The 26,024-nt window shown below is 69.0% G+C and carries 27 protein-coding genes and 2 pseudogenes; 12 read left to right on the top strand and 17 right to left on the bottom strand.

Going from position 1 to position 26,024, the window contains the following annotated elements; genetic code table 11:
- Positions 1-40: 40 nt before the first annotated feature.
- From MKK69_RS24115 to MKK69_RS24075, 8 genes and pseudogenes are all read right to left on the bottom strand, one after another.
- Positions 41-1,021, bottom strand: a complete 981-nt coding sequence (locus MKK69_RS24115; RefSeq protein WP_243972076.1) for an ABC transporter substrate-binding protein — start codon at positions 1,019-1,021, stop codon at positions 41-43.
- Between the two features lie 53 nt (positions 1,022-1,074).
- Positions 1,075-1,890, bottom strand: coding sequence for an ABC transporter permease (locus MKK69_RS24110; RefSeq protein WP_243972074.1), 816 nt, complete (start codon positions 1,888-1,890; stop codon positions 1,075-1,077).
- Positions 1,884-2,651 carry an ABC transporter ATP-binding protein gene (locus MKK69_RS24105; RefSeq protein WP_243972072.1) on the bottom strand — a complete coding sequence of 256 codons (768 nt, stop codon included), beginning with the start codon at positions 2,649-2,651 and terminating at the stop codon, positions 1,884-1,886. The genes MKK69_RS24110 and MKK69_RS24105 overlap by 7 nt, the downstream gene beginning before the upstream one ends.
- Positions 2,648-3,370: a GntR family transcriptional regulator gene (locus tag MKK69_RS24100; protein WP_243972071.1), complete on the bottom strand. Its 723-nt coding sequence runs from the start codon at positions 3,368-3,370 to the stop codon at positions 2,648-2,650. The genes MKK69_RS24105 and MKK69_RS24100 overlap by 4 nt, the downstream gene beginning before the upstream one ends.
- Before the next feature lie 453 nt (positions 3,371-3,823).
- Positions 3,824-5,308 (bottom strand): amidase, encoded by a 1,485-nt coding sequence (locus MKK69_RS24095; protein ID WP_243972069.1) that lies wholly within the window; start codon positions 5,306-5,308, stop codon positions 3,824-3,826.
- The gene (locus MKK69_RS24090; RefSeq protein ID WP_243972067.1) at positions 5,305-6,087 is read right to left on the bottom strand and encodes an ABC transporter permease; all 783 of its coding nucleotides are present in this window, start codon (positions 6,085-6,087) and stop codon (positions 5,305-5,307) included. Before MKK69_RS24090 ends, MKK69_RS24095 begins: the two co-directional genes overlap by 4 nt.
- A pseudogene (locus MKK69_RS31095) lies at positions 6,084-6,859 on the bottom strand (ABC transporter ATP-binding protein). Before MKK69_RS31095 ends, MKK69_RS24090 begins: the two are co-directional and overlap by 4 nt.
- The gene (locus MKK69_RS24075) at positions 6,856-7,944 is read right to left on the bottom strand and encodes an ABC transporter substrate-binding protein (RefSeq protein ID WP_243972065.1); all 1,089 of its coding nucleotides are present in this window, start codon (positions 7,942-7,944) and stop codon (positions 6,856-6,858) included. The pseudogene MKK69_RS31095 and the gene MKK69_RS24075 overlap by 4 nt, the downstream one beginning before the upstream one ends.
- Positions 7,945-8,151: 207 nt before the next feature.
- Between MKK69_RS24075 and MKK69_RS24070 the strand changes: the two are divergent.
- A pseudogene (locus MKK69_RS24070) lies at positions 8,152-8,403 on the top strand (ATP-binding cassette domain-containing protein); the annotation flags it as partial.
- Between the two features lie 19 nt (positions 8,404-8,422).
- Here MKK69_RS24070 and MKK69_RS24065 read toward each other — a convergent pair.
- The 5 genes from MKK69_RS24065 to MKK69_RS31410 form a co-directional block, all read right to left on the bottom strand.
- A protein-coding gene (locus MKK69_RS24065; RefSeq protein WP_243972063.1) for an IS630 family transposase occupies positions 8,423-9,384 on the bottom strand; the annotation gives its coding sequence in 2 pieces (ribosomal slippage) (positions 8,423-9,033 and positions 9,033-9,384; 963 coding nt in all).
- Positions 9,385-9,702: 318 nt separating this feature from the next.
- Positions 9,703-10,335 carry a tyrosine-type recombinase/integrase gene (locus MKK69_RS24060; protein ID WP_243972061.1) on the bottom strand — a complete coding sequence of 211 codons (633 nt, stop codon included), beginning with the start codon at positions 10,333-10,335 and terminating at the stop codon, positions 9,703-9,705.
- A 434-nt stretch (positions 10,336-10,769) separates the two neighbouring features.
- A complete protein-coding gene (locus MKK69_RS31415) occupies positions 10,770-11,039 on the bottom strand; it encodes a GCG_CRPN prefix-to-repeats domain-containing protein (protein WP_409564869.1) in 270 nt (89 codons plus the stop codon).
- A gap of 83 nt (positions 11,040-11,122) precedes the next feature.
- Positions 11,123-11,521 (bottom strand): EF-hand domain-containing protein, encoded by a 399-nt coding sequence (locus MKK69_RS24055; protein ID WP_243972059.1) that lies wholly within the window; start codon positions 11,519-11,521, stop codon positions 11,123-11,125.
- A gap of 81 nt (positions 11,522-11,602) precedes the next feature.
- Entirely contained in the window at positions 11,603-11,914 is a 312-nt protein-coding gene (locus tag MKK69_RS31410) for a GCG_CRPN prefix-to-repeats domain-containing protein (RefSeq protein ID WP_409564868.1), read from the bottom strand.
- 187 nt (positions 11,915-12,101) lie between these two features.
- Here MKK69_RS31410 and MKK69_RS24045 point away from each other — a divergent pair, with 187 nt between their 5' ends.
- From MKK69_RS24045 to MKK69_RS24015, 7 genes are all read left to right on the top strand, one after another.
- Complete coding sequence (locus MKK69_RS24045; protein WP_243972057.1) at positions 12,102-12,821, top strand: response regulator; 720 nt, start codon at positions 12,102-12,104, stop codon at positions 12,819-12,821.
- On the top strand, positions 12,818-14,185 hold the full coding sequence (locus tag MKK69_RS31240) for an ATP-binding protein (RefSeq protein WP_243972055.1): 1,368 nt from the start codon (positions 12,818-12,820) through the stop codon (positions 14,183-14,185). The genes MKK69_RS24045 and MKK69_RS31240 overlap by 4 nt, the downstream gene beginning before the upstream one ends.
- Positions 14,186-14,819: 634 nt before the next feature.
- Positions 14,820-15,872, top strand: coding sequence for an ABC transporter substrate-binding protein (locus tag MKK69_RS24035; protein ID WP_243972053.1), 1,053 nt, complete (start codon positions 14,820-14,822; stop codon positions 15,870-15,872).
- A gap of 4 nt (positions 15,873-15,876) precedes the next feature.
- Entirely contained in the window at positions 15,877-16,803 is a 927-nt protein-coding gene (locus MKK69_RS24030) for an ABC transporter permease (RefSeq protein WP_243972051.1), read from the top strand.
- Positions 16,793-17,599 carry an ABC transporter ATP-binding protein gene (locus tag MKK69_RS24025; protein WP_243972049.1) on the top strand — a complete coding sequence of 269 codons (807 nt, stop codon included), beginning with the start codon at positions 16,793-16,795 and terminating at the stop codon, positions 17,597-17,599. Before MKK69_RS24030 ends, MKK69_RS24025 begins: the two co-directional genes overlap by 11 nt.
- 29 nt (positions 17,600-17,628) lie before the next feature.
- Positions 17,629-19,170 carry an amidohydrolase family protein gene (locus MKK69_RS24020; protein WP_243972047.1) on the top strand — a complete coding sequence of 514 codons (1,542 nt, stop codon included), beginning with the start codon at positions 17,629-17,631 and terminating at the stop codon, positions 19,168-19,170.
- A gap of 4 nt (positions 19,171-19,174) precedes the next feature.
- Entirely contained in the window at positions 19,175-19,933 is a 759-nt protein-coding gene (locus MKK69_RS24015) for an aspartate/glutamate racemase family protein (protein ID WP_243972091.1), read from the top strand.
- A 10-nt stretch (positions 19,934-19,943) separates the two neighbouring features.
- Here MKK69_RS24015 and MKK69_RS24010 read toward each other — a convergent pair whose 3' ends face one another.
- Complete coding sequence (locus tag MKK69_RS24010; protein WP_243972045.1) at positions 19,944-20,678, bottom strand: aspartate/glutamate racemase family protein; 735 nt, start codon at positions 20,676-20,678, stop codon at positions 19,944-19,946.
- Between the two features lie 135 nt (positions 20,679-20,813).
- Between MKK69_RS24010 and MKK69_RS24005 the strand changes: the two genes are divergently transcribed.
- Positions 20,814-21,047, top strand: coding sequence for a hypothetical protein (locus tag MKK69_RS24005; protein ID WP_243972042.1), 234 nt, complete (start codon positions 20,814-20,816; stop codon positions 21,045-21,047).
- Positions 21,048-21,671: 624 nt separating this feature from the next.
- Positions 21,672-21,881, top strand: a complete 210-nt coding sequence (locus MKK69_RS24000) for a hypothetical protein (RefSeq protein ID WP_243972041.1) — start codon at positions 21,672-21,674, stop codon at positions 21,879-21,881.
- A gap of 31 nt (positions 21,882-21,912) precedes the next feature.
- Here the strand turns inward: MKK69_RS24000 and MKK69_RS23995 are convergent, their stop codons facing one another.
- Positions 21,913-23,193, bottom strand: coding sequence for a cytochrome P450 (locus MKK69_RS23995; RefSeq protein WP_243972039.1), 1,281 nt, complete (start codon positions 23,191-23,193; stop codon positions 21,913-21,915).
- A 398-nt stretch (positions 23,194-23,591) separates the two neighbouring features.
- Here MKK69_RS23995 and MKK69_RS23990 point away from each other — a divergent pair, with 398 nt between their 5' ends.
- The gene (locus tag MKK69_RS23990; RefSeq protein ID WP_409564870.1) at positions 23,592-24,305 is read left to right on the top strand and encodes a L,D-transpeptidase; all 714 of its coding nucleotides are present in this window, start codon (positions 23,592-23,594) and stop codon (positions 24,303-24,305) included.
- Positions 24,306-24,475: 170 nt separating this feature from the next.
- Entirely contained in the window at positions 24,476-24,766 is a 291-nt protein-coding gene (locus tag MKK69_RS23985) for a hypothetical protein (RefSeq protein WP_243972035.1), read from the top strand.
- A 630-nt stretch (positions 24,767-25,396) separates the two neighbouring features.
- Here the strand turns inward: MKK69_RS23985 and MKK69_RS23980 are convergent.
- Together MKK69_RS23980 and MKK69_RS23975 are read right to left on the bottom strand one after the other, a co-directional pair.
- Complete coding sequence (locus tag MKK69_RS23980) at positions 25,397-25,780, bottom strand: CsbD family protein (RefSeq protein ID WP_243972033.1); 384 nt, start codon at positions 25,778-25,780, stop codon at positions 25,397-25,399.
- 82 nt (positions 25,781-25,862) lie between these two features.
- Positions 25,863-26,024, bottom strand: a 162-nt coding sequence (locus tag MKK69_RS23975; protein WP_243972089.1) for a CsbD family protein, incomplete at its 5' end; no start/stop codon positions are given.

Here is a 26,024-nt window from a genome sequence, read left to right as displayed (position 1 = left end):
TGTTTCCTCTCGGTAAGGCGTCGGGTCTTCCTGCCGACGGTTAGGGGATAACCTTCGACTGCTCATATGGGCCCGGCACGAGGGCTCCCTCGGGCAGACTTCCCTGGACGGCGCCGACCGCCTTGAAGACCTCGAATTCCCGCTTGAGGGAGGCGATGTCGGCGGGTTCCAGGCTGACGGTGTAGATGCCGTCCCAGAGCGCCGCGTAGGCCGCGGCATCGGTGGCGTTCAGGTTGGCGGAGGCCATCAGGATCTTGGCCACGCCGGGCTTGTCGGCCTTGCCGTACTCGAACGCCTTGCGCATCGCCGCGACCACCTTGGCGGGCCCTTCCGGATTCTGCACCATCCAGGCTTTGCGCATCAGGCCGACGCCGAGCACGGGCGGGGCGTCCTGCCGGGTGAGGCGCTTCCATTCCTCGCGAAACGTCCCGAGCCGGCGCATCTTGACGTCCGGCAGGAGCGCCAGGGTGACGGTCCGCAACGCGGCCGCGTCGATGTCCTTCTGGACGAGGAATTGCGCCAGCCGCGAGTCGTTGCCCGGCACCGCCTGGTAATCGGCGGGCTTGAGGCCGTGATTGCCTTCGAGGAGGGCGGCCGCGATGGCGGCGGTACCGCTGCCCGCCGGCGATGTGCCGATCTTCTTGCCCTTGAGATCCGCCATCGTCCGGATCGGGGAATCCTCCGGCACGACGAAGTCGAGATCGGCCACCTGCGTCGCCAGAACGATGCTGAGCGGCAGGCCGTCGGCGGTGACGCTCAGCGAGGTTCCGGCGCTCGCCGCGATGGCAAAATCGATGGCGCCGGCCGCCATCGCCTTGGTGGGCGCGTTGACGTCGGGGAACTTGACGTATTCCGGCGTCAGCCCCTGCTTCTCCATGAACTGGCCAGCTTCGAGCACCGCGCCGAAGCCGAGGCTGATGCCCGAGCTCCAGTAGCCGATGCGGACCGTTTGGGCCTGGGCGCGGCCTGGCAGCGCCGCCGCGAGCAGCGCGCAGGCGAGAAGGGCACCGATCCGTTTCAACGCGGCCTCCTGAACTCTGGTAGCGGGGCGACGGGGACCATCGGGGGCCGCGCTCATGCCGGGCTCGCCTTCTTCCAGGCGAACAGGCGCCGCTCCGCCGGCTTGAGGACCAGGGTCTCTAGGCCGATCATCAGGGCGACGAGGGTGAGGGTCCAGGCGAAGACCTGATCGGTCTGCACGAGGTCGGCGGCCTGACGTAGCCGGTATCCGATGCCGCTGCTCGCCCCGAGGCTCTCCGCCACCAGCACCACCCGGGCGCCGAAGCCGATGGCGAGCCGGGCGCCCGAGAAGAAGGCCGGCAGGATGGTCGGCAGGTAGATCTTGGTCAGCACCTTCCGCCGGGGCATGCGGAAGGTGCGGGCGAGTTCGAGATGCTCGGCGCTGACCGTCTGGGTGCCCTGCCAGACATTGGTCAGGATCAGCGGCATCGCGGTCATGAACACCACGAAAATCGTGGTCCAGTTCGACAGCCCGAACCAGATCAACGCGAAGATCGCCCAGATCGCCGACGAGACGGTGTTCATAACCGTGAGCACCGGCTCGAAGAACCCGCCGAGCGCCCGGCTTCCGCCCAGCGCGAGGCCGAGCGGCAGGCCGACCAGGGCGGCAAGGGCGAAGCCCGCGGCGACGCGGCCGAGGGTGATGCTGAGATCGGCGGCGAAGCTCGGCGTGGCGACGAGGCCGGTCCAGGCCGTCCAGACGCGGGCCGGGCTCGGCAGGACGAAGCTCGGCGCGTGGAGGGCGCCGATCTGCCAGGCGGCCAGGGCCAGCCCGATCAGGGCAAGACGCTGCAGGAGCGTGCCGCCATAGGCGCGGACGACGCCGGCCCTCGGGCGGCGCAGCATGGCCTCGGGCGTCCGCACTAGCATGGGGCCGGCTCCTCCGAGAGGGCGAGGCGCAGGCGGCGGACCTGTTCGGTCACCGCCTCCGAGAGTGGATCCCGCGGGCGGTCGAGGCCAACTTCCTGAACGAGGCGGACGCGGCCCGGATGCGGCTGCAGCACGACGATCCGGTCGGCCAGCACCACCGCCTCCTCCACGTCGTGGGTCACGAAGATCAACGTCATCGCCCGCAAGGCCGCGATGCGCAGCAGCTCCGCGTGCATCTGAGCGCGGATAGTCGGATCGAGCTTCGAGAACGGCTCGTCGAGGAGCAGGAGACTCGGCTCGGTCACGAGGCTGCGGGCCAGGGCGACGCGGCTGCGCATCCCGCCGGAGAGCTCGTGCGGATAGGCGTCGCGGAAGCGCGACAGGCCGACGAGCTCGAGAGTCTCGTCGACGCGCCGGCGACGCTCGGCGGCCGGCATGCTGCCGGCCTCGAGCCCGAAGGCGACGTTCTGCGCCGCCGTCCGCCAGGGCAGGAGCCGATCCTCCTGGAACATGTAGGTCATCGCGCGCCAGTCGCGGAATTCCCGGGCCGCGGTGCCGAACAGGCGCACGCCGCCGGCATCCGGCTCGATCAGCCCGGCGATGATGTTGAGCAGCGTGCTCTTCCCGCAGCCCGACGCGCCGACGATCGCCACCACCGCCCGCTGCGGCACCGTCAGGGCGATGTCCTCGAGGACGTGGAGCGGCGCGCCCTCGCGCTGGCCGAACCACTTGCCGACATGGTCGATCTCGACCGCGTTCACCGGTCGCCCCCGTCCGCCTGGACGGGCGCGGCCGGCCCGATCACGGCGGTGTCGCGCAGGCTCGCGATCACCTTCTCCAGGGTCATGGCGCGGAAGGTCTCGACGTGGCGGCGCGCCACCTGGGCGGCGCTCTCGGCGTCCCCCGCCACGAGATGCTCGATCATGGCGGTGTGGTCGTTCTCAATGTTGGGCCGCACGCCCTGCACGCCGAAGCCGAGCGCCACGAGGCGGGTCATCTCGTCGAGGAGGCCCGAAAGAACGCGGCAGAGGCGCTGGTTCCCGGACGCGACGGCGATCGCCAGGTGGAAGCTGCGGTTGGCCTCCAAGAAGAAGTCGATCTGGTTGCCGACATCGACGTCGATGCGCCGGCGGCAGGCCTGTTCGAGCCGCTCCAGCTGCCCCCGGTTCACCCGCCCGGCCGCGCCGCGGGCCGCCAGCGGCTCCAGCTCGGTGCGCAGGGCGAAGATCTCGTCCACGTCCTTCACGGTGACCGGCGCGACCCGGTAGCCGTGCCGCGGCATGGAGGCGACGAAGCCGTCCTGCGTGAGGCGCTGGAGCGCGATCCGGCAGCTGGCCTTGCCCAGCGCGAAGCGCTCCATCAGCTCGGTCTCGGTGAAGCGCGTGCCCGGCAGCAGGCGACAGGAGACGATCTCCCGCCGCAGGGTGTCGTAGGCTTGGTTCGCCTTCAGCGTGGCCGATGGCAGGCCGACCACGCTCATCGGCTGAATGGATGCCAGATCGCTGTGCGGCTTCCGCATAGTTCCCCTGAGACGGTTCCCATTTGAGCGCATCGCTCGATGCATTTCCTGCCGTCATCCCGAGCGCAGCGACATGACCCAGGGCCACGCGACCTCAACGATCGCGACGACCTCTGGATTGTTCACACCGCTCGCAAGGACGGCCGCGGCGAACGCATCAACCGGGAGCGGATGAGACGCTTACCGAGCGTGGTGAGCATCCCACGACTGCATGGATCGTGCCAGGACTTTGCCGGCCTGTCGCGGCGCGTGCCGCGTGTTTGATCGATTCACGCCCTGCTGCCGGATGTCGGCAGAAGTTTCTGCTCGCGCTGAGCGGTCCGGAAGCAGATAACTCTCGCGCGAAACCGGCAGCGTGCTCCTGCTTCTACAGGGACGGGTGCAGGCAGCCGGCCGCGCGACTCGATTGCCCTGTCACGGGCCAGCGGACGGCGCGTAGAGCGGGGGCGGCGCGAACGGATGCAGACGTTCGAGTTCGGCCGCGAAAGCGAGCGTCGTCCGGTCTTCGAGATGCGGCCCGATCACCTGGATGCCGATCGGAAGATGGCCGTCATAGCCGATTGGGACCGCCGTCGCCGGCAGGGACGGCAGCGTCGCCAGCCCGGCCCAGAACAGCTGGTCGTTGTAGTCGACCGCGTGCCCGTTGATCTGTAGGACGCGCTCCTCCCGCGGCCGCGCCTCGTCGATCGGGAAGGCGGCGCAGACCGTGGCTGGGGCGAGGAGCACGTCGTAGCGCTCGAAGAAGGTTGCCCAGTCCCGCTTCAGCGCGGCACGGCGCTCCTCGGCGAGGATCCAGTCGCGGTGGCGCTGCGCGTGTGCCTGCGCCATCCGCGCTACGTAGGGCGTCGCGTTCGTGCCCGGCTCCGTGAGGCGCAGGACGGCCTCCTCGAAGACCGCCTGCGGGAGGCGGGCCGACGCCGATCCGCGCAGCAGCTGAAGATAGGTCGCGTGGTGCGCAGCGTGATCGTCGAAGGGAAGCGCGTCGGCCGTGACCCGGGCGCCCAGGCCCGCGAGGCGCCCGGCCAGGGCCCGGATCGCGGCCCGGACCGGCTCGTCCACCTCGGCGACGGGCGAGTCGGTCACGTAGGCCACCCGGAATTCGGCGAGGCGCGTCGTCCGCGGCGCCGGGAGGTCCAGGCGCCAGGCCTTGGCGGCTGGACCCGCCGGTCCTGCGAGGACGTCGAGCGCGCAGGTGAGGTCGGCCACCGTCCGGGCGAGCGGGCCGCTCACCACGAGGTCGTTGTCGAGGAGGCTTGCCCCGCGCTCGTTGCTGGCGACGGGAACGATGCCGGGGGTCGGCTTGTGGCCGTAGACCCCGCAGAAATGGGCCGGGAAGCGGATCGAGCCGCCGGCGTCGCTCCCGAGTTCGAGGGGCACGAGCCCCGCGGCCAGAGCCGCGCTCGACCCGCCGGACGAGCCGCCCGGTGTGCGTTCGAGATCCCAGGGATTGCGCGTCGTGCCGTAGATCGCGTTGTAGCTCTGCCAGTCGAGGGCGTTGATCGGCACGTTGGTCTTGCCGAAGATGATCGCGCCGGCCGCAAGCAGCCGCTCGACGATGACGGCGCCGTGCAGCGGGATCGCCCCGGCCAGGGCGGGATCGCCGTACGTGGTCGGCCAGCCGGCGACGTTGTTCGTCTCCTTCACGGTCATTGGCAGCCCGTGGAGCGGCCCCCAATCCTCGCCCCGGGCCAAAGCCGCGTCGGCCTGGTCGGCGCGGTCCCGCGCGGCCGGAAGATCGGTGTAGACGATCGCGTTGATCTCGGGATTGAGCCGCGCCACGCGCGCGAGCTGGAATTCGAGCAGCGCGCGCGCCGTGAACGCCCGCGCCTTCAGGCGGCGCACCAGTTCGATGGCCGACGCGAAGGCGAGCGCCTCCGGCAGCTCTGCATCCAGGCTCATGCGCGCTCTCCTCGCGTTGGATCCGGTGCCCGTTCCCAGAACACGATCCGTCTCTGGGCGAAGCGCACGAGCGCGCTTCCCACGATGCCAAACCCAGCGAGCAACAGAACGCCCGCGAACATGGCGGCGACGTTCATGTTCACCGTCGCGGAGCCGATCAGGTAGCCGACCCCCTTCTCGGCCGCGACGAACTCGCCGACGATCGCGCCGATCAGCGCCAGCACGATCCCGATCTCGAGGCCCGCGCAGATCGCCCCGGCGGCCGCTGGAAGCTTCACGTGCAGGAAGATCCACCACGCCGGCCGGGAGAACGACCGGGCCATGTCGATGAGTTCGGGGTCAGTCCGGCGGATGCCCGCGATCGTGTTCACGAAGAGCGGGAAGAAGCAGATCAGCGCGACCAGCACGACCTTGGAGGCGAGCCCGAAGCCGAACCAGACGAGGATCAGCGGTGCAAGCGCGACCTTCGGCATCGCCTGGATCGCCACGATGTAGGGGAAGACGAAGCGCTCGAAGGTCCGGCTCTCGGCCACCAGGACGCCCGCAATCACGGCAGCGACGGAGCCGATGGCGTAGCCGAGGAGCGTCGAGGTCAGGGTGAACTGGATGTGCGGCCCGTACTCGCCGCTGACGAGCCCGGTCCACAGGGCCCGACCGACCGAGACCGGATCCGGCAGCAGGTAGCTCGGCAGCCCGCCCGGTCCGGTGACGTAGGCCCAGAGAGCCAGTACCACGGCCAGCGTGATCAGAGGCGGGACGGTGTTGCGCAGGAGGGTCATGCGGCGCGGGCTCCGGGCCGGGCCGCCTCGTCGAACAACCGACGGAGTTCGAGCGTGAGGGTCCCGAACTGCGCGCCGCTAAGCGTCTCGAGGGTGCGCGGCCGCGGCAGGGGCACCGGCATATCGGCGAGGATGCGGCCAGGCCGCCCCGCGAGCACGACGACCCGGTCGGCCAGGAACAGCGCCTCGGGGATCGAGTGGGTGACGAACAGGGCCGTGCGGCGCTCCTCCATCCAGAGCCGTTGCAGCTCCAGGGAGAGGTGCTCCCGGGTCATCGCGTCCAGGGCCGAGAAGGGCTCGTCGAGCAGCAGGAGGCGCGGATCGTGCAGGAGCATCCGGGCCAGCCCGACCCGCTGCGCCATGCCGCCGGAGAGCTGGCCCGGATAGAGTTTGACGCTCTCGGAGAGGCCAACGGTCGCCAGCAACGCGTCGGCACGCGCGACCTCGCGCGCGGAGGCCGCACGCGCGAAGCCGGCCGGCAGCAGGACGTTGTCGCGCACGTTCCGCCACGGCAGGAGCATCGGCTTCTGGAACACCATGCCGACGTCCCGGCGCGGGCCGGTCACCGGCGTGCCGTCGATCCGGATGGTCCCGCCCTGCGGCCGGACAGGAGCTTCAGCACCGTAGACTTGCCGCCGCCCGACGGCCCGAGGATCGCCACGAAGGCCCCCTCCTCCACCGACAGCGACAGGTTCTCGAGGACAGGGGCTCCCGCGGACCCGCCATAGGCGAAGCGGACGGCCTCGAGGCGGACATGGTCGGCGGCCGTCATCGCAGCGCGCGCGCCTGCACCTCGAGGGCCGCGCGGTCGAACCGTGCGAAGCCCGGCACGAGGGCGTTCGAGAAATAGGCGTCCAAGGGCAGGTCGGCCGTCGCGAACTCGCCGTAGCGATGCATCTCACGGACATAGGCGGCGATGATCGTGAGATCGAAGGTACCTGGCACGCGGGCGGCACCGGCCTCGTCCCGCATCACCGGCTCGATCCACCGCCTGAGCAGCCTGGTGCTCGCATCCAGGGCCTTGTCGCGGTCCGCCTGCGGCGCCACGGACGGATTCTTGCGCCAGAACGCCTCGATGCAGGCTTTCGGGTTCAGATCGCAGACGGCGAGCGCCTTCGTCCAGGCACGCCCGAAGCGCTCGAGAAGCGAAGGATTCTGCTCCAGCGTCGACCGGTGCGCGAGGAACCCGTTGACGACCATGTGCCGGAACACGGGCGGATATGCCAGCCGGCGCGCCGGAATGCCCTGGTCCTCCATGATGTCGATCCAGGAGCTGTTGAAGTTGAGCGCCTGGACCCGGTCCTCCCGCAACGCGTGAAAGCCGGCCCCGAGCACCCCGGCCGCCACGATGCTGACATCGCGTCCCGGCTCGAGGCCGACCGAGCGCATCAGAGCGCGCGTCTGGGGGATCGTGCCCCAGGTCAGAGCGCCGACGCCGATCCGCTTGCCCTTGAGGTCGGCGAGGCTGCGGATATCGGAATCGGCCCGGACGGCGAGTTCGAGCGTGTTGCGGGGTCCGGCATTGTAGAAATAGGCGACCGGCAGCGGTGGCTCGCCGGCCTTGTGTGCGGCGAGCAGGGTCTCGGGCAGCGGCAGGGCGATCGTGATGGTCTTCGGCAGCAACTGCGGCAGCAACGCGCCGGCCCCGGGAAGAACCACGTAGGCGACGTCCAGATCATCCTGCTTGAAGAACCCGAGTTCGTCGGCGATCGCCTGAACACTGCCGTCGGTGACCGTCGGCGGTATGGCGAGACCGACCTTGACGCTTTCGATGGCATGCACCGGCGCCGAGAGGTAGAGACTCAGGGCGACCGTCGCAGCAGCTGCTCGGAGCAGCGGCAGGGACTTGCGGCGCATCCAAAATTGAGCTTTTACAAGCATATGTACCTATCTAATTATCGATCCTGTCCTGTATATACGAAATACAATTTGGATGAGGAGGAAATAATTTTCATTTGAAGCGACATTTATGGCTAGTTAGCCCAATTTTTGGACGAACAGCGCCGTATCCTTTCCTATCGCCTAATGTAGGCCTCCACCGGATGATGGCGCCAAACACGACATGAGGCCCACGGCGTCCGGCACTCTTTTGCCGCTCGGGTCGATCACGCGCTCGCGCTTGTCGGCTTCTCCGGCTTCTCCGGCTTCGCGGAAGTCTACCCGCACCAACTCTCCGACGGCATGGCACTGCGGGCAGTTCTCGCCCCGGGCGCTTGTTAACGAGCCGCGCTTGCTGCTCCTTGACGAGCCGCCGGGTAAGTTTGGCGCCCTACGCGGCTGGCCATGCAGGCTGAGATCGTGCGGCTGCGCCGGGAGATTCTAGAGCCGTGCCCGCTCACGTAGCGACGGCCAAGTCGTTATCGTACCCTGCGGCAGCAATGCAGTTGCGGCACTCGTCGGCCGTGAACCGAGTGAAGGCCTGCCGGATGGTGTGCCACAGGTCTGGAACAGTGCGGGCCGCCGCAGTTCGAAGCAGGCCTTTCAACTTGGCGAAAATCTGCTCGATCGGATTGAAGTCCGGGCTGTAGGGCGGGAGGTAGAGCAGCCTCGCCCCCACGGCCTCGATGGCCTCTCGTACACCGGCCACCTTGTGAGCCTGCAGGTTGTCGAGGATGACGGTGTCGCCGGGCTTGAGCGCGGGCACGAGTGTGCCGATGACGTAGGCCCGGAAGCGTGTGCCGTTGGTAGCTCCATCGAACAGGGCGGTGGCACACAGTCCATCGCTGCGCAGCGCGGCAGTGACGGTGGTGGTCTTGTAATGTCCGTGCGGGACGGCGAGGCGGTACCGCTCGCCCCGCGGGGCCCGACCGTAGCGGCGCGCCATATTGGTGGCCGCGGCGGTCTCGTCGAGGAAGACCAGTCTGTCGGGATCGAGGGCGTCCTGGTTCTCGAAACAAGCTTCGCGGGCCGCCCTTACGTCCTCGCGTGCCTGCTCGGCAGCGTGGATCGCCCCTTTTTACGGGTGATGCCGTGCCGGGCGAAAAAGCGGGACAGACTGCTTGTGCTGGTCTGCACGCCGTGCTCCGCCAGGTCGTCGCGCAACTCGTGCAGGAAGATCGCGGGCCGCGCCTCGTAAGTCGTTAGGATCAGTTCGCCCTGCGCCTCGATACGATGCGAGGTGTGATCGCCACCCGACGGCTTGGGTGCGAGCTGCCCCTCCTGGCGGAACTGTTCTGACCAGCGGCTGGCGCTGGACACGCTGACGCCGAACCGGGCTGCCGCCTGATGATAGGATGCTCCCTCCGAAACGGCAGAGACGACACGCTGGCGTAGATCAACGGACAACGGTGAAGGCATCGGCATCCTCCTTCACCCCTCAACGTCTCAGACCCCGGGTCGTCCCAACACGCTCGGGCGCAGCTCTAGGCATCCTCGTCCAGCCGACCTGACGGCATATCGCTCGCTTCCCCGCTTCAGACGCCAGTCTGCTACCTCGGCAAGATCCCACCAACTTCCGTTCTTCCGTCGAGGGCAGTGATGCTGGCATCCTGTCCGGTGCTGTGGACGATGTCCGCTTCAGAAGCGTTGTTCTCAACCTGCGAATGACTAAGTTGGGCGCACTGCTGTCTGGCTGGTTCTGAAGCCCCTCGACACTGGAGCCGAGGGGCCAAGCGCTCAAATTTCAGTCCCCTCGGCCAGGATCAGTGCATCCTCGACGTCAACACCAAGGTACCTGACCGTGCTCTCGATCTTGGTATGTCCGAGCAGAATTTGGACAGCACGCAGGTTGCCGGTCCGCTTGTAGATCAACGACGCCTTCGTCCGGCGCAGGGAATGGGTCCCGTAGTCCTCGCTGCGCAGCCCGATGCCTGTGACCCACTCATCGACCAGGCGCGCATACTGCCGGGTGCTGATATGCGTGACGCTGTCGAGCCTGCTCGGGAAGGTATAGTCGTCGAGCGTTCCGCCTCTGGCCTCCAGCCAGGCCAGGATGCTGGTACGGGCGGGTTCTAGCAATTCGAACTGCACCGGTCGGCCGGTCTTGCGCTGGATGACGATGGCCCGGCTACGGACGCGCCCCCCGCTGACGAGGTCGCCGATCTTCAGCTTGACGATGTCGCAGCCGCGCAGTTTGCTGTCGATGGCAAGATCGAACATCGCGCGGTCGCGTAAACGTCGTTCGCGGTCGAGCCAGAACCGGATGGCCCAGACCTGCTGAGGTTTGAGGGCCCGCTTAGCGCCAAGCTTGCGGCCAGCGTTCCAGGCCGGCCGCCCTTTCGTGGCTGGATCGTGTGCGGAGTGTCCCATCGTCTGTCTCCTTGCCGGCCCATGCCGGCTAGGCGAGAAGACACCCGAACCGAGGCTCTGGAGACGGAAGGCAGATGCGGACGTTCCGCTGGCGACCCAACACGGTCGCCCCGCATTTCTCTGACTTAACCCGTAAGCGGACGTAAGCCGAGTAAAGGCCGGACTGTCATCGTCCATGCGCCTAACCCAGCGAAACGGCATGCTCAGTATGCCCCCGTAGGATACCCTGCCAGCCGAGCCAACCAGTGCAGAGGCCGACCAGCACGAGTCAGCGCCGTCGAGGCATAGCGCGCCTGCCGGGCGAAGCCGCTGAAACCGCGGCGTCTAGTTGCAGGGATGCCAGTGGTCGTGCGAGCCCCCCCGGACGGATCAAACCCCGCCCGGGAAGATCTCCATTTATCCAAACATTGTTCGGACGTCGAACAAGCCGCGCCTCAGCGATGGCAACGGCCGGCGGGGCCTCGATAGAGCCCGGGCGGGCTACCACGCGGAGCCCCCGTCATCGCCCGCATGGCGCCCCGCGGTCCTCGATTGAGCCTGCAGCCGCCGAAGCCTCCGCGATGGGCGCCGAAGCCGCAACCGCCGCGAACCTGGACGATGGGCGCATCAGGGCCCAACCCGGGGGCCGCCATCGGCAGCGCCTGGGCTTGGCCGGCGATGAGCATGGACGTAGCCGCGGCGACGATCAAATTAGTGATCCTCATTTTGATACCTTTCTAAGTGAGCAAGCCGTTTCGACCGGGTTGCCGCTGTAGACGTCGCCGGACCGGGCTAGGCACAGCTCGGATTACTTGACGCGGCAGGGACGCTCGGCTCGGCTGACATGCCCGTCATGGTCGACGTCGAGCCGGGCGAAGCGCTTGGTGGACACCGCATCGACCTCCTGTGCAGTGAGGAAGCCGTTGCCGTCCGCATCGATGGCCCGAAATCGGCCTGCCGGGTCGGATGGCCCCTTTCCGGGATGTGCCTCCCACCATGCCGTCCACTCCGCCCTGCTGATCCGGCCGTCGTGATCGGCGTCGGCCCGCATCAGCCGCTTCAGGTGTCTCGCCTGAAAAGTGGCCAAATCGACGCCGGCGGCCGCATGGTCACCAGATGGCGAAGGCGCGTTCGAGAGTGCCTGGGCGTAGGCGCCCGTGGTTGCGAGGAACACCGCAAGCGTCAGGGAAACGGTTCTCTTGGTCATGCGTGGACCTCTCATAGATGAAGGACCTCGATGACGGGCTGAACGCCACGTCACCGAGCGTCGGACCGCCGAAAACTCCCGTCACCAGTGGCGATGCCAACCGCCGCGCCATCCCCCACGCCATCCGACGTGGCGGTATCCGCCCCAGCGGTGCCAGCGAGGGCCGCCCCAGCCGAAGCGACGCGGACCGTAGAAGGCCGGCCGGTAGGCATAAGGGGCGTAGAATGGTCTCGGCCCGAGGTTAGGACGGCAAACGCCGTAGAACCCGCGGTGGAACCCGAGGCCGCAGCCGTCGCGGGCTTCGGCTACGCCTGCGGTCGCCAGGGGAGCAGCAAGTCCAGCCAACAGCAGCGTTGCCGACATAAGGCGCCTCAGCACCGTTCGCGTCGTCATCGTCTCGTCCTCCGATGGTCGGTTGCGATGGACAGACCATCTCATCCACCTGTCGCAGGCGTTTGCCGGGATGGCTCAGATGTGTCGCAGGCGGTCGCGGATCCGAGCTGACCGATACAATTCGCGACATCTTTTCGACGCTGCGGGCGGCCCGGGGCGTTACATCCCGTGCTCGGGAGGAAGGGACATGGACGACGCGCACGTTTTGGTTGTCGACGACCACCGCGATATCCGCGATCCGCTCGCGGCCTACCTGAAGCGCCATGACATTCGGGTCAGTGTCGCGGCCGATGCGGCGGCCGCCCGTTCCGTCCTCGTGACGAGCGCTATCGACCTCGTCGTCCTCGACGTGATGATGCCGGGCGAGGACGGGCTTTCGTTGTGCCGCCACATCCGCGAGGCCCGCGATACGCCGGTGATCCTTCTGACCGCGCTGGCCGAGCAGACCGACCGGATCGTTGGCCTGGAGATCGGGGCGGACGACTACGTCACGAAGCCGTTCGATCCGCGCGAGCTCCTCGCCCGCATCAAGAACCTCCTCCGGCGTACCCGCGCGCTACCCCGTACTCGTGACACAGCCGACGGGCGCAAGCCCGCGTTCGACCGGTGGACGCTGGACACCGACCGGCGCGAGCTCGTCGACGAGGCCGGCACCTCAGTGGCGCTCAGCACCGCGGAATTCCGGCTGCTCACGGTCCTGGCGAGCCATCCGCGGATCGTCCTCACGCGCGACCAACTCCTCGACCTGACGAGCGGCCGGACCGCGGACGCGTTCGACCGCAGCATAGACAATCAGGTCAGCCGCCTCCGGCGCAAACTGGAGCGCGATCCGACGAACCCCGCCCTGCTCAAGACGGTCTGGGGCGGCGGCTATGTCCTGGCCGCCGAGGTGAGGACGGTACCGTGAGGCTAACGCCGCACTCGCTGGGCGGTCGGCTGGCGCTCCTGCTCGTGCTCGCGGTCGTCGGTGCTCAGGCCGTGGCCTTCGCGATGTTCACGCACGAGTCGTCCCAGATCGGTCACGCCGTGGCCAGGACCCAGGTTGTCGACCGGATCGCCACGCTGGTGCGCCTGCTCGACACGATCCGGGCCGATACCGTCCCGAGCGTCATCGCGGCGTACGGTTCCCCCCGTCACCGCTTCACCATCGATGCCGGGAGCCTCGTGCCGGAAGGTGCGATGGGGGCGGACGAGTTGCGGCTTGCACGACGGATCGACCGGCGTCTGAAGGACGACGCCGGCCAAGCCCGGATCGCTCTCGTCGAGCGGGACATCACAGGAGAGGCGGCCTCCGATCGTATCGCCGACAGGCCCCAGGCCCTGCGCGTTTCCGTCAGGCTCGATGACGGACGCTGGCTCAATGCGGAGGCTCCGCTCGCGCTGCGGACCCCACCGTGGATGCGTGTCGGGCTCATCCAGATCCTGGCGAGCGTCGTCGCGGTGCTCGGCGTCGTCTCTGTCGCTAGGCGCGGGATCGTTGGGCCGGTGACGAGCCTCGCGAAGGCCGCCGAGATGGCCGGTCGCGGCGCCGCTTTCGAACCCCTGCCCGAGCGCGGCCCCAGCGAACTGCGGACGATGACGGCGGCGTTCAACCTGATGCAGGCTCGCTCGCGGGCGTTCGTCGCGGACCGGACGCGAATGCTGGCGGCGATCAGTCACGACCTGCGCACGCCCATCGCGTCCCTGTGGCTCAGGGCAGAGATGGTTGAGGATACCGCGTTGCGCGAGGCGATGGTGCGGACGCTTACCACCATGCAGCGGACGGTGGAGATTACGCTCGCCTTCGCGCGGGAGGACGCCTCCGAGGGACGCGGCAGCCGCCTTGACCTCGGTGCCGTCGCGCGGACCCTGGCCGACGACCACCGCGTGCTCGGCCGGGATGTCGTGGTGGATGCGCCGCCGTCACTTCCGTTCCACGGACGCGAGCCGGTGCTGCGACGTGCCCTCGACAATCTGGCAGAGAACGCCGTGCGCTATGGCGGCCGGGCTCGGATCACCCTCGAGGACCACGACACGGAGGTCTGCATCCTCGTAGACGACGACGGCCCCGGCATACCGCCGGACCGTATCGAGGACATGTTCGCCCCCTTCGCCCGGCTCGACGCGTCGCGCAGCGACGAAACGGGCGGTACTGGTCTTGGGCTCGCCATCGCTCGTTCCGCGATCAGGGCCCATGGCGGTGACATCACGTTGGCGAATCGCCCAAACGGAGGGTTGCGCGCGACGGTCACGATGCCGCGTGAAGCGTTCCCGACTTCAGCGGGTTCGTAGAGGAGCGGCGCCCTCCGCCCGTTGCGTTCGACGAAGGTCCGACCATGGCAAGCGTCATCCCTGCACCGGGGATAGACGATACCCACCGCGATCCGAGCCAACGTCTGGTTTCCCAAAAGCAGACCGGCAGCAAACTACCCACCCCAGTCATCCCGCCGAGCCTACTGGCAAGACCGAAACTGGCCGAAAGCCGCCAATCCGCTTCGGAGAAGGTTAGCCTGAAAAGCCGACGGTTCGATAGCGCCTCTTCCGGATGCCCGAAAGGACAGCTTGCGGGCGCTCGACCCTCGCTATCGGCGCCAGCAAGCGACCGGGCTACGTCGCGTGATGTCGACAGCCCCGCGAGAAGCGGGGTGTCCCCGGCGAGCCTGCTGACTACGAGCTCCGTGAGGCGGACAGGTCAAGCGCGGCCAATACGGTCGATCCCCACATTTGGCACGCTTCTTGGTTCTCATTTGCCAGCGCAGCGTCGCTCCGGCGGCAGCTAAAGGTTGGCGTGCCGTCGATGTGGTGAGGTGCCGGGCGACCGGATCTCCGCGACTGCCTAGAGCCTGTCCCGAGTTCCGATCCCTCCGTTTCACCATCGGCACGTAATCCGGCGGGTCGTGCGATCCGCCCTCTGAGGAGAGTCGATATGTGCGACCGCCACGGCGATTATCGCGTCCCAGACTTCTCGCGGTTCAAGCCCAGCCGCAGGCGCTTCCTCGGCGGCACCGGCGCGGCGCTCACCCTGGCGTTGGGCCCAGGCCTGAGCAGCCCGGCCTCGGCGGCCACCGGCATCCGGGCGACGCACGGGACCGGCTTCTGCAACCTCAACTTCTTCCTCGCCGAGGCGATGCAGCTTGCCAAGGATGACGGCCTCACCATCGACTTCGTCAACACGCCGACCTTCTCGGATCAGGTCACCTTCCTCGGCATGGGCCAAGTCGATGCCGGCGTGATGCCCTATACGAGCTTCATGGCGCTCTACGACGCCGGCGCCCCGGTCAAGATAGTGGCCGGCGGCGGCATCGAGGGCTGCGTGCTCGTGGCCCAGCCCGGCCTCGACAGCCCGGGGAAGCTCAAGGGCAAGACGCTCGGCACCTTCCAACTCGATACGCTGGAGGTGCTGCCCTACGACTGGCTGAAGAAGAACGGCGTCGCCTTCAAGGACATCACGGTCCGCTACATGGGCTCGACCCCGGAGGCCGTGGAGGCGTTCCGCGCCGGTGCCCTGGACATCATCTCGACGATCGAGCCCTACGGCACGGCGCTCCTCACCGACGTGAAGGGCGCGGTCAAGCTCTCCGACGGCACCGACATCTACGGCAAGGGCTACACCGATTGCGTGCTCGCCGTGCGTGACGAGCTGATCGCCAAGAATCCCGGCGCCGTCAAAGCCCTGATCAAGGGCATGATGACGGCCCAGGCCCTGGCCGAGAGCGATCCCCAGTCCGCCCTGAACACGCTCGTCGGCTCCTACTACAAGACCTCCATGAGCAACGCTCAGCTCGCCATGGGCCGGCAGCCCTCGGTGGTGGACGCCCGCAACCAGACGCAGTTCATCCTCGACCGGACCGATTCCGTCGCCGAGATGGGCTACATCAAGAAGAAGCCTGGCCGCGACGCGATCGACTGGACCCTGTTGGAGCAGGTCATCGCCGAGAACCCGGATCTCTACGGCAAGCTCAAGCTGAAATCGGCCTGAGCGGATGGCCGTGGATCTCGCCCGCGCCGCCGTCCCGCAGGTCCGGCCGCGCCTCCCGTTCGGTCAGCGCCTCGCGCTGCCCGAGGGCTTCGTCCCGCTCCTGCAGCGGACCGGCTGGATGCTGGTCTCGGTTGGCTGCTTCGCCGGCCTGTGGGAGCTGCTCTGGGCGTTCGGCATCGCCGACGCCAAGCTGCTGCCGCCGCCGCACATCTTCCTCGGCAACCTCGTCGAGCAGGCGCGCTTCTTTAACACCGCCCAGCGCTGGCAGATCGGCACCGGCATGAACGCCGGCCCGAGCCCCGCCATGGCGGTCCTGATCACGGTGCTCGCCTCCACGGGCCGGGTGCTGGCGGGCCTGTTCCTGGCCGCGACCCTGTCAATCCTGGTCGGTGTGGCGATCCGCTACGTCGTCCTGTTCGAGCGCCTGACCCTGCCGACCATCACGCTGCTGGCGCCGGTCTCGCCGATCGCGTGGCTGCCGGTGGCGATCTTCATGTTCGGAATCGGCAACGCCCCGGCGATCTTCATGGTGTTCATCGCCCTGTTCTTCACGATGGTCCTGTCGACCATCCACCAGATCGACGGGGTCAACCGGAACTACATCAACGTCGCCCGGACCATGGGGGCGTCGAAGCGTCAGATCTACGCGCGGGTGATCGTGCCTGCGATCCTGCCGGGGCTGCTGGCGGTGCTGCGCCTTAACCTGTTCGGGGCCTGGATGGTGGTGCTCGTCGCCGAGGCGACCGGCGTCGGCTACGGGCTGGGCCAAGTGATCATGCTAGCCCGCAACACCTTCAACCCGTCGCTCGTGTTCTTCACCATCACGCTGATCGGCCTGCTCGGCTTCGCCTTCGACCTGCTGTTCCGGGTGGTCCAGCGGCGGATGCTCTACTGGCTGCCGCGCGACGCGGGGTCCTCCCTTGGGCTCTGACGTCGCGTCCGTCGACGCCGTCGCCTGCCGCAGCGTCGCCAAGGTCTGGGCGGCCGGCACCGCCCGTGCCCACGAGGCCCTGCGCGACATCGACCTGACCGTGCGGCCCGGAGAGTTCGTGGTGTTCCTCGGACCCTCGGGCTGCGGGAAGAGCACGCTGCTCTACCTGATCGCCGGGCTCGAACCCGCCTCCGGGGGCGAGCTCCTGGCCTTCGGCGCGCCGGTCACAGGCCCCTCCCCCGAGCGCAGCCTGATCTTCCAGGAGACCTCGCTGCTGCCCTGGCTCAGCGTCTGGCAGAATGTCAGCTTCGGCCTGTCGCTGAAGGGCGTGCCGGAGGCCGAGCGCCGCAGCGTCGCCCGTGCGGCGCTCCAGCGGGTCGGCCTCGCCGAGGCCTTCGACAAGCGGCCGGATGAATTGTCGGGCGGCATGCGCCAGCGTGTGGCGGTGGCGCGGGCGCTGGCCATGCGCCCGAAGGTGCTGCTGATGGACGAGCCCTTCGCGGCGCTCGACGTCCAGACCCGCCAGAAGATGCAGGACTTCCTGCTCGACGTCTGGCGCGACAGCGGCGCCTCGGTGCTGTTCGTGACCCACCACATCGACGAGGCGGTGGCGCTCGCCGACCGGGTGGTGGTGTTCACCGCCCGCCCCGGGCGGATCAAGACGATCGTCCGCAACGATCTGCCCCGCCCGCGCGACCCGTTCTCCCCCGAGGCCGAGGCGATGCGCCGGCATCTCACCGAGCACCTGCGCGACGAGGTCGACCGGGCCTTCGCCGAGCAGGAAGCGCTCGTCTGACCCTATTTCCGATCGAGACGGACCCGACCATGGCCACATCGCTGATCCGCAGCCGGCGGATGATCACCCGCACCCTCGACCACGATTGCTGGGAGGAGATCGCCGACGGGGCGGTGCTGCAGAAGGACGGCGTGATCGAGGCGGTCGGCACCTACGCGGACCTGCACGCGCGCTACCCCGACGCCCCCGTGATCGGCTCCGGCCGCGAGATCCTGCTGCCGGGCTTCGTCAACGGCCACCACCATGTCGGCCTGACGCCGGTGCAGCTCGGCTCCCCCGACATGCCCCTGGAGCTGTGGTTCGTCACCCGCATGGTGGCGCGCAACCTGAACCTCTACCTCGACACCCTGTACTCGGCCTTTGAGATGGTGGGCTCCGGGATCACCACGGTCCAGCACATCCATGGCTGGATGCCCGGCAGCCTGGAGGAGGTCGAGGCGCGGTCCAACGAGGTGCTGCGCGCCTATCGCGACATCGGCATGCGGGTCTCGTACTGCTTCGCGGTGCGCGACCAGAACCGCCTCGTCTACCAGGCCGACATGGATTTCGTGGCGAGCCTGCCGGCGCCGCTGCAAGACCCGATGAAGCGCTGGTTCGAGCGTTTCCAGATGTCCCTGGAGGACAATTTCTCCCTGTTTCGCAGCCTGCATGCCGGCCAGGAGAGCGCCTCGCGTGCGAAGATCCAGCTCGCCCCCGCCAACCTCCACTGGTGCTCCGACGCGGCCCTCGAAGGCTTGGCAGGTCTATCCGAAGCCTACGACGTGCCGATGCACATGCATCTCGTCGAGACGGCTTACCAGAAGGCCTATGCGGAGAAGCGCGGGGGCGGCACCGCGCTCGAATATCTCGACCGGTTCGGCATGCTCGGGCCCCGCCTGACACTGGGCCACGGCGTCTGGCTCAACGAGTCCGACATCGACCGGGTCGCCGCGACCGGCACCTGCATCTGCCACAATTGCTCGTCGAACTTCCGGCTGCGCTCCGGCGTAGCGGCGCTCAACCGCTTCGAGGCCAAGGGGATCAACACGGCGATCGGCCTCGATGAGGCCGGCATCAACGACGACCGCGACATGCTCCAGGAGATGCGCCTCGTGCTGCGCGCCCACCGGGTGCCCGGCATGGACGAGGCCGGTGTGCCGAGCATGGCCCAGGTGCTGCGCATGGCGACCGTCGGCGGCGCCCGCACCACCCCCTACGGCGACGGCCTGGGCACGATCGAGGTCGGCAAAGGCGCCGACCTCGTCCTGATCGACTGGGACCAGATCGCCTATCCCTACCTCGACCCGGAGACGCCGCTCCTCGACGCGGTGATCCAGCGGGCCAAGACCGGCGGCGTCACCACGGTGCTGTGCGAGGGCGAGGTGCTCTACGCCGACGGGCGCTTCACCCGGGTCGATCGCGACGCCGCCCTGAAGGCCCTCCATGACGACCTGTCGCGGGCGCTCTCGGACGACGAGGTCGAGCGGCGCCAGCTCTCTAAGGCTCTGCTGCCGCACGCGAAACGCTTCTACGCGGACTACATCGACCCGTCGCGGCACGAGCCGTTCTACAGCCCGAGCTCGCGTGTCTGACGGCGTGCGGCTCCTCCTCCTCAACCCGAACACCTCGGCCGCCATGACGGCGCGGATGGAGGCCGCCGCGGCGGCATCGCTCGCCCCCGACGCGGCGCTCACTGCGATCACGGCCGCGCGGGGGCTGCCCTACATCGCGAGCCGCGCGGAGGCGCAGCTCGCGGGGGCCGCGGTGCTGGAGACTCTCGCGGAGCATCACGCCGGCTACGACGCTGCCGTGATCGCGGCCTTCGGCGACCCCGGCCTAATGGCGGCACGGGAGCTGTTCGACCTGCCGGTGGTCGGCATGGCGGAGGCGGCGATGCTCACCGCCTGCCAGCTCGGCCAACGGTTCGGCATCGTGACCTTCTCGGTCACGCTGCTGCCCTGGTACGAGGATGCGGTTGCCCTCGCCGGCCTGTCGGCCCGCTGCGCCTGCGTCCGGGCGGTCTCGGCCGGCTTCCGCTCGGTTACGGAGGTGCAGCACGAGCTGGCGGCCGAGATCGTCGCCCTGGCCAACCGGGCCGTCACCGAGGATGGGGCCGACGCGGTGATCTTGGCCGGCGCCCCGCTCACCGGCCTCGCTGCGCGGATCGGCGATGCGGTTCCGGTGCCGCTGATCGATCCGCTGGCGGCCGCCCTCGGTCAGGCGCAGGCCCTGGTCCGGCTCGGGGCGCGACCGCCGCGTGCGGGCCGCTTCGCCCGGCCTCCGGCCAAGCCCGCCACCGGGCTGGCACCGGCGCTGCGGCGCTGGATCGAGCGGGGCGACGTGGACGACGGCTGAACGACGCCGCTCAGTGCGGCGCGAACAGGCTGCCCCAGCCGGTGATCGCCGCGGTCTCGAGCCTAGCGAGGTCCATCGCCTTCCACAGGCTGACGGCCACGGAATCGTAGACCGGGATCCCGAGTTCTGCCTCCAGGGCGGGCGCGATGGCTGCGCCTGCGAGGTTGGTGCAAACGATGGCGGCCGCCTCAGCGCCCTCGCCCGCCACGGCGCGGACCATGCCGGCGATCTCGGCCTCGTCGGCCTCCGCGAAGGCAAAATTCTCCGACAGGCCAAGGTGCCGCTCGGCCGAGCAGTCGAGCCCGTTGGCCTGCCAGTTTGTTTGGATCTGTGCCTGGACGTCGCCCGTATAGGGGGTCACCAGCCCGACACGCGTGATCCCGCGCTTGCGGAACAAGTCGCGGAAGGCGAGCGCTGAGGTAGAGGCCGGCACGCCGGTCTGCCGCGTGATCGCCTCGGACAGAGCCGCATCGCTCGCAAAGCCGAGCCAGGCGCCCGCCGTGCCGTTCCACAGGATCGCGGCGACGCGGGCATCGGCCAGCAGCTCCGAGGCGGCCAGCATCGGTGCCTGATCGAACTGATCGAGTGCGGCCGACGACAGCCCGATCTGCGTCACCCGCAGGCGCGCGAAATGGGCGGTGATCCCGGGTTGCCCGACCAGCATGCGTGCCGTCATCGGCTCGAGGACGCTGTTCGAGGATGGCGTCAGCATTCCGAGCCTGACCTTCGACTGCGTGTCCACCATCCCGGTTGTCTCCCCTGCGCCTCGGTGCGAGCCCGGCCCTCGTCGGTGGCAAGGATCGTTCCGGCGGGGCGGCACGATAGTGGCAGGGTGGCGCCGTCGCGGTCCGCTCCAGACCCGCGCACCGGGAGCGGCAGGATGGACACGGTATCGGCGATCGGTGCGGCGGCGCGTGCGCAGAGCGGCCGAGTGGAGGCGCTGTTCGACGACCTCGCCCGGTGCAGCCGCACGGATCCCGGTTTCGCGCGGGCCTCCTACAGCGCGAAGGACATCGAAAGGCACGCGGTGATGACGCGCTGCGCCGCCAATCTCGGCCTCGCGGTCGGGAGGGATGCGGCCGCCAAAACCGCAATGACCCGGAACGCACACTGAACCTGGCGCAGTGCGCTTGCAGGAATGGGGCGGGGGTGCAACCCAGGAAGGAGGGCCCTAGAGTCCGATTGATCTGACCGCCTCAGGACCAGTGCTCACGGGCTGACAATCCGGGCTGGCTCGGCGCGGAATTTCCGCTCCTGGGATGGCGCTGCAGTCACTTGCACGACCGAGATGGGCGCATAGCGGAACGTCCGGTTTCGGAGGGTGCGTTGCGGCTAAATGAGATCTACCGCCGACAGTGGCGTGCCGGGTAGCAGCCGGATCTCAAAAATAATCTCGCTACCTCAATGACATAGGTGTTCGCATTTTTGTTCGGACTGGCGCGCCATTCACAAACAGAGCCGTGTATGCCGGGTGCGGCGTCCGGTCGGCTCGTGACAACTCTCTCCAAAACGTTGCGTCGATCCGGATCGCGTCGGTTGTGACCTCCCCCCGATCGATGGTCGCACAGGCTTAGGCTTTCCGGAGCGGCAGCTTGCCCTCGCGCCTGACCACCGCGACGCGTTCCGGCGCCCCCCCCCGCCGCGCGGCATCCCTGCGTCGGAGACGCGGCCAGGAACCAGGACAGACAGCGGCACTTGCCTAGACGGGCCGGCGCTCCGGCCGGCAGCGAGGTCCACCATGTCGAGCGATACCGAACAGCACCATGCCCTGCTGAGCGCGCTCCGAGCCGCTCACGGGCAGGGAGACGGCGCGTTCGAGCGCGCCGTGACCGACGCCTTCGCGCATGTCTTCGCGCATCTGGAACGGCTGAGCAGCCACGTCGCGCTGGGCGGTCCCGAGGGCGAGGACCGGCACCTGAATCCCGGCGAATCGCCGACGCTGCGCTGAAGGCGGCGCCCCGGCCAGCCGGAGACACGCGCTACCGGATGGCCTCCACCGCCACCCGCAGATGCTCCGGCCCGCGCAGGGTCGCCGGGCGCCGGTAGGGCGGCGGATCCGCGATCAGGCGCGGCGCCTCCAGGCGGCGCGCGAGGGCCGTGAGCGCGGCCTCCGCCTCGAACCGGCCGAGCGGGGCGCCGACGCAGTAATGCAAGCCCCCGCCGAAGCCGAGATGGCGGGTGCCGGTGCGGTCCGGATCGAACCGATCCGGATCGGGGAACGCGGCCGGATCGCGGTTGCCGGCGGCGAGCATCAGGACCAGGGCCTCCCCCTCGGGGATCGTGGTGCCGGCGATGTCGATGGCGCTGAGGGTCTTGCGGGTGACGAGCTGGACCGGGGGATCGTAGCGCATCACCTCCTCGACCACGCGCGGCGCGCGGCCCGGGTCGGCGCGCAGGCGCTCCAGCTCGCGCGGGTGGCGCATCAGGGTCAGCCAGGCGTTGCCGATCAGGTTCACCGCGGTCTCGTGGCCGGCGACGAGGATCAGGATCGCCGTGGCGATCAGATCGAATTCGCCCATCCGGTCGCCGTCGGGCGTGGCGTGGTTGGCCAGCCCCGAGAGCAGGTCGTCGCGCGGCCGGCGCCGCTTCTCGGCCACGAGGTCGCCGAGATAGTCGGAGATGGCATCGAAGGTCCGGGCGTTCTCGATGCGCGTCTCTTCGCTGACGGCGAGACCGGGCTCGACCGCGGTGGCGAGCTGGCTCGACCAGTCGCGGAACCGGGCCTCGTCCCCCTCCGGCACGCCGAACAATTCGCAGATGATGGCGACGGGCAGCGGGTAGGCGAGGTCGTCGATGACGTCGATCTCGTGCGCGCCGACCTTGCGGTCGAGCATCTCGCCGACCAGCCGCTCGGCGCGCGCGCGCATCGCCTGGACGCGGGCGGGGGTGAACTGGTGGACGGTGGCGGCGCGCAGGCCATCGTGGGCGGGCGGGTCCCGGAACAGGAACGGCTGGTGCCGGTCGGTGATCCGGTTCTTGATCGGGTTGACGAGGTAGTCGGTGACCGGGTTGCCGGTCGAGGGGCGCTGCGTCGGCGGCTGGGTCTCGACGCTCAGGCGCGGATCGTTCTGCAGGCGCAGGATGGCGGCGTGGCTCGCGGCCACCCACACGCCGGGCGCGTCGCCGCCCGGAGCCCCCTCCCCCTGGCCGGGGTCGTCCTGGCGCGAGACGGGGGTCTGCCGCAGGCGCGCGTAGAGCGGGTACGGGTCGGTGCGGCTGGAGAAATCCTTGATCCGGGTGAGGAGCGTGGCATCGGCCATGGCGGGTCTGGTGCCTACGCGTCAGGGGAGCGGGGATGGCGCTGGGCCCCATCCGGCGGAGGGCGCCTCCGGTGGGACGGGCGCGGAGCAGCCCCCGTGACCGGGTCGCGGCGCCCGCGCGGTCACGGCTCGGAAACCGCGCCCGGGCGCGTCGGTTCCGCCCGGTCCCCGTCCGCCGCGCGCGGCGTGCCGGTCTCGACATGGCGTATACCGGCATCGACCAGATCAAAACTTATCGACCGGCGCCAAGAGTCATACTCTCGACGCATTCTCCCGGCTTTCGGCATTGAAAAGCCGAGCTTGCCGGCGGGGTCCGGCAGTCTCGGCCGAGCCGCAGGCGGAGCGCGGGCCGACGCGCGCGCGTCGCACCGCAGGACAAGGGAAGTCCGGACATGAGCATGGACGTTGGGAATGCCGGCGCGGCCGGGCGGGACGGGAGCGGGCGCCTCGGGGCGCGGCTTCTCAGCCGCCGATCCTTCCTGGCCGGCTCGGCCCTCGGCGTCGGCGCCCTCGGTGTCGGCACCCTCGGGCTCGGCGGTTGCGCAACCTCCGACGGCTTGCTCCTCGCCGAGGCCGCGAAGGTCTACGGGCCGATGCCGGACGAGAAATTCCCGATTCCCGCGGTCGATGTCAGCAAGATCGATCCGAAATACTATCGCCGGACGGTCCGCTACGAGACCAAGGAGACGGCCGGCACGATCATCGTCGATCCCGCCAACTTCTATGTGTATCGCGTCGAGGGTGACGGGTCCGCCACCCGGTACGGCGCCAATGTCGGCCGCGACGGGTTCCTGTGGAACGGGGACGCCTATGTCGGACGCAAATCCGAATGGGCGACCTGGACCCCGCCCAAGGAGATGATCCGGCGCCAGCCCGAGGCCGCCAAATACGCCCATGGCATGCCCGGGGGCCTCGACAACCCGCTCGGCGCCCGCACCCTGCATCTCTACCAGAATGGCGCCTATACGCTCTACACGATCTACGCCAGCAGCGACGCCGAATCGATCGGCACGGGCATCACGAGCGGCTGCGTCGGCCTGCTCAGCCAGGACATGATCCATCTCTATGCGCGGACGCCGGTCAAGACGAAGGTGGTGGTTCTGCCCGCCTAGTCGGGCCAGCATGATCGGCCGGTTTCGGGGCGCCCGACACTGTCCATCTGATCCATGACCCCACGAATCCAGAACACGGGTCGGGGTTCGTGAGACCTGATGTGAACATTACCGGTCATGATGACGTTTCCCCCTGAGCTGATCGCATCGATCCGCACGGAGAAACCATCATGCCGATGAAAACGCTGACCCTGGCTGCCGTTCTCTCGCTTGCGGTCTCGGGTGCCGCCTTGGCCCAGTCCGCGGCCGGAGGCGGCAGCGCCGAAGGCAACATGAACAATCCGGGCTCCGTGAAGAGCAATTCCGAGAAGGGCATGAGCACCGGGTCCACCGGCACCATGAGCCGGGGCACGGGGCCCGGCACCGCCGGCGGCCCGCCCGTCAGCACCCCCGGCGCGCCCGCCGGCAGCGGGACCGGCAATGGCGCGACCGGCAGCGGCGCCGCGCCGAGCGGCAAGTAACGTCACAGGTCACGTCGCCCGCCCCACGGCGGTGACAGCGTCGTCCCGAAAGCTGGGATCCGGCTTTCGGGGCGACATGGCCGAGCGGTCGTCGGGTGGGTGGATCCCACGGACCACCATAGCGCCGCAGGAGCGGACCTATCGCGGGGAGAGCCTGTTGCTCCCTCGGATCCACGCATGTGGATCAGCGAGGTCTGCAGGTGACGCAGCGGCTATCGAGTCAAAACGGCCGACACGGGGGACCCGGCCTGCCGATGTTCTGCGGGGTCATCGGCGGCACCGGTCTTATGCTGGCCGCCCTGACCCTGCTGATGGCGGGCCAAGTGGCCAACGGGCACCGCACGATCGGCCCCGCGGCGGAGGCGCCGGCACGGTCCGGAAGCCTCATGGGTGCGTCCGGACTCGTACCCCATCCCGGATCGTCAGGGCCGTGATCGCGGCCTGAGAAGCGCCGCGCCGCGGGGAAGCCGTCGCGCGGCGCAGGGCGGTCGGCAGATGTGCCGACGGCGGGGCGTTCAGGAGGTTCGGCCCGAACGGGTGCCGCGGCCGTAGCGGCGTCCGAGATAGGCGATGATCTTCGGCACGACGAAGGCCGTCAGGATCTTGCGCAGCATCGGTGGGGTTTCCTGGTTAGCGGGTGCGTCGGACGAGCCATCCGGCCGCGAAGGCGAGCGCGGCGAGGCCCAGCAGGGTGTTCGTGCGGTTGCCGTCGAGGGTGCGGATCGCCCGCCGGCCGTAGGCCTCGCCGCGGCGGCGGACGTCGCGCGCGCGGTCGCGCCCGTCGTCGATCAGGTGGTCGGCCCGCTTCCGCGCGGCCTCCGCCAGGTGGCGCCCGTCCTCGGCGAGGTCCTCGGCGCGGTCCCGGGCGCGGCCGTAGGCGTATTGCGCCCCGCCGGCGACCTGGTTCACGGCGCCGCGCACCTGACGGGCCGGATCGCCGGTCAGGCCGCCGACCGCGCTCTGCGCCCGGCCCTTCAGGTGCCGGGACGCGCCACGGATCTGGTCGCGGTTCATGTTGCTCTCCTGGATTGGGATGGGTGCCATCGGGGGCCGGGCTCGGGGGTGGGGCCGGCCGGCGCCACCCCCGGTCGCGGCTTCAGTGCTTGCCGGTGACCTTGTCGGCCAGGCTCTTGGCGCCGTCCTTGACGTCGCCCACCGTCTTCTGCGCCTCGCCCTTCAGCTCCTGCGCCTTGCCCTCGGCCACGAGCTTGTCGTTGCCCGTCGCCTTGCCGGCCGCCTGCTTGACGTTGCCCACGGC

This window comes from Methylobacterium sp. J-026 (genome assembly GCF_022829585.1).
GTDB lineage: Bacteria > Pseudomonadota > Alphaproteobacteria > Rhizobiales > Beijerinckiaceae > Methylobacterium.
This window is presented reverse-complemented; position numbering and strand designations above follow the sequence as displayed.

Coding starts and splice junctions, on each gene's coding strand:
- MKK69_RS24110 (WP_243972074.1), bottom strand. CDS start 1,890: ATGCTAGTGCGGACGCCCGAGGCCATGCTGCGCCGCCCGAGGGCCGGC.
- MKK69_RS24100 (WP_243972071.1), bottom strand. CDS start 3,370: ATGAGCGTGGTCGGCCTGCCATCGGCCACGCTGAAGGCGAACCAAGCC.
- MKK69_RS24095 (WP_243972069.1), bottom strand. CDS start 5,308: ATGAGCCTGGATGCAGAGCTGCCGGAGGCGCTCGCCTTCGCGTCGGCC.
- MKK69_RS24090 (WP_243972067.1), bottom strand. CDS start 6,087: ATGACCCTCCTGCGCAACACCGTCCCGCCTCTGATCACGCTGGCCGTG.
- MKK69_RS24075 (WP_243972065.1), bottom strand. CDS start 7,944: ATGCGCCGCAAGTCCCTGCCGCTGCTCCGAGCAGCTGCTGCGACGGTC.
- MKK69_RS24060 (WP_243972061.1), bottom strand. CDS start 10,335: ATGGGACACTCCGCACACGATCCAGCCACGAAAGGGCGGCCGGCCTGG.
- MKK69_RS31415 (WP_409564869.1), bottom strand. CDS start 11,039: ATGAGGATCACTAATTTGATCGTCGCCGCGGCTACGTCCATGCTCATC.
- MKK69_RS24055 (WP_243972059.1), bottom strand. CDS start 11,521: ATGACCAAGAGAACCGTTTCCCTGACGCTTGCGGTGTTCCTCGCAACC.
- MKK69_RS31410 (WP_409564868.1), bottom strand. CDS start 11,914: ATGACGACGCGAACGGTGCTGAGGCGCCTTATGTCGGCAACGCTGCTG.
- MKK69_RS24045 (WP_243972057.1), top strand. CDS start 12,102: ATGGACGACGCGCACGTTTTGGTTGTCGACGACCACCGCGATATCCGC.
- MKK69_RS24035 (WP_243972053.1), top strand. CDS start 14,820: ATGTGCGACCGCCACGGCGATTATCGCGTCCCAGACTTCTCGCGGTTC.
- MKK69_RS24030 (WP_243972051.1), top strand. CDS start 15,877: ATGGCCGTGGATCTCGCCCGCGCCGCCGTCCCGCAGGTCCGGCCGCGC.
- MKK69_RS24020 (WP_243972047.1), top strand. CDS start 17,629: ATGGCCACATCGCTGATCCGCAGCCGGCGGATGATCACCCGCACCCTC.
- MKK69_RS24010 (WP_243972045.1), bottom strand. CDS start 20,678: ATGGTGGACACGCAGTCGAAGGTCAGGCTCGGAATGCTGACGCCATCC.
- MKK69_RS24005 (WP_243972042.1), top strand. CDS start 20,814: ATGGACACGGTATCGGCGATCGGTGCGGCGGCGCGTGCGCAGAGCGGC.
- MKK69_RS24000 (WP_243972041.1), top strand. CDS start 21,672: ATGTCGAGCGATACCGAACAGCACCATGCCCTGCTGAGCGCGCTCCGA.
- MKK69_RS23995 (WP_243972039.1), bottom strand. CDS start 23,193: ATGGCCGATGCCACGCTCCTCACCCGGATCAAGGATTTCTCCAGCCGC.
- MKK69_RS23990 (WP_409564870.1), top strand. CDS start 23,592: ATGGACGTTGGGAATGCCGGCGCGGCCGGGCGGGACGGGAGCGGGCGC.
- MKK69_RS23985 (WP_243972035.1), top strand. CDS start 24,476: ATGCCGATGAAAACGCTGACCCTGGCTGCCGTTCTCTCGCTTGCGGTC.
- MKK69_RS23980 (WP_243972033.1), bottom strand. CDS start 25,780: ATGAACCGCGACCAGATCCGTGGCGCGTCCCGGCACCTGAAGGGCCGG.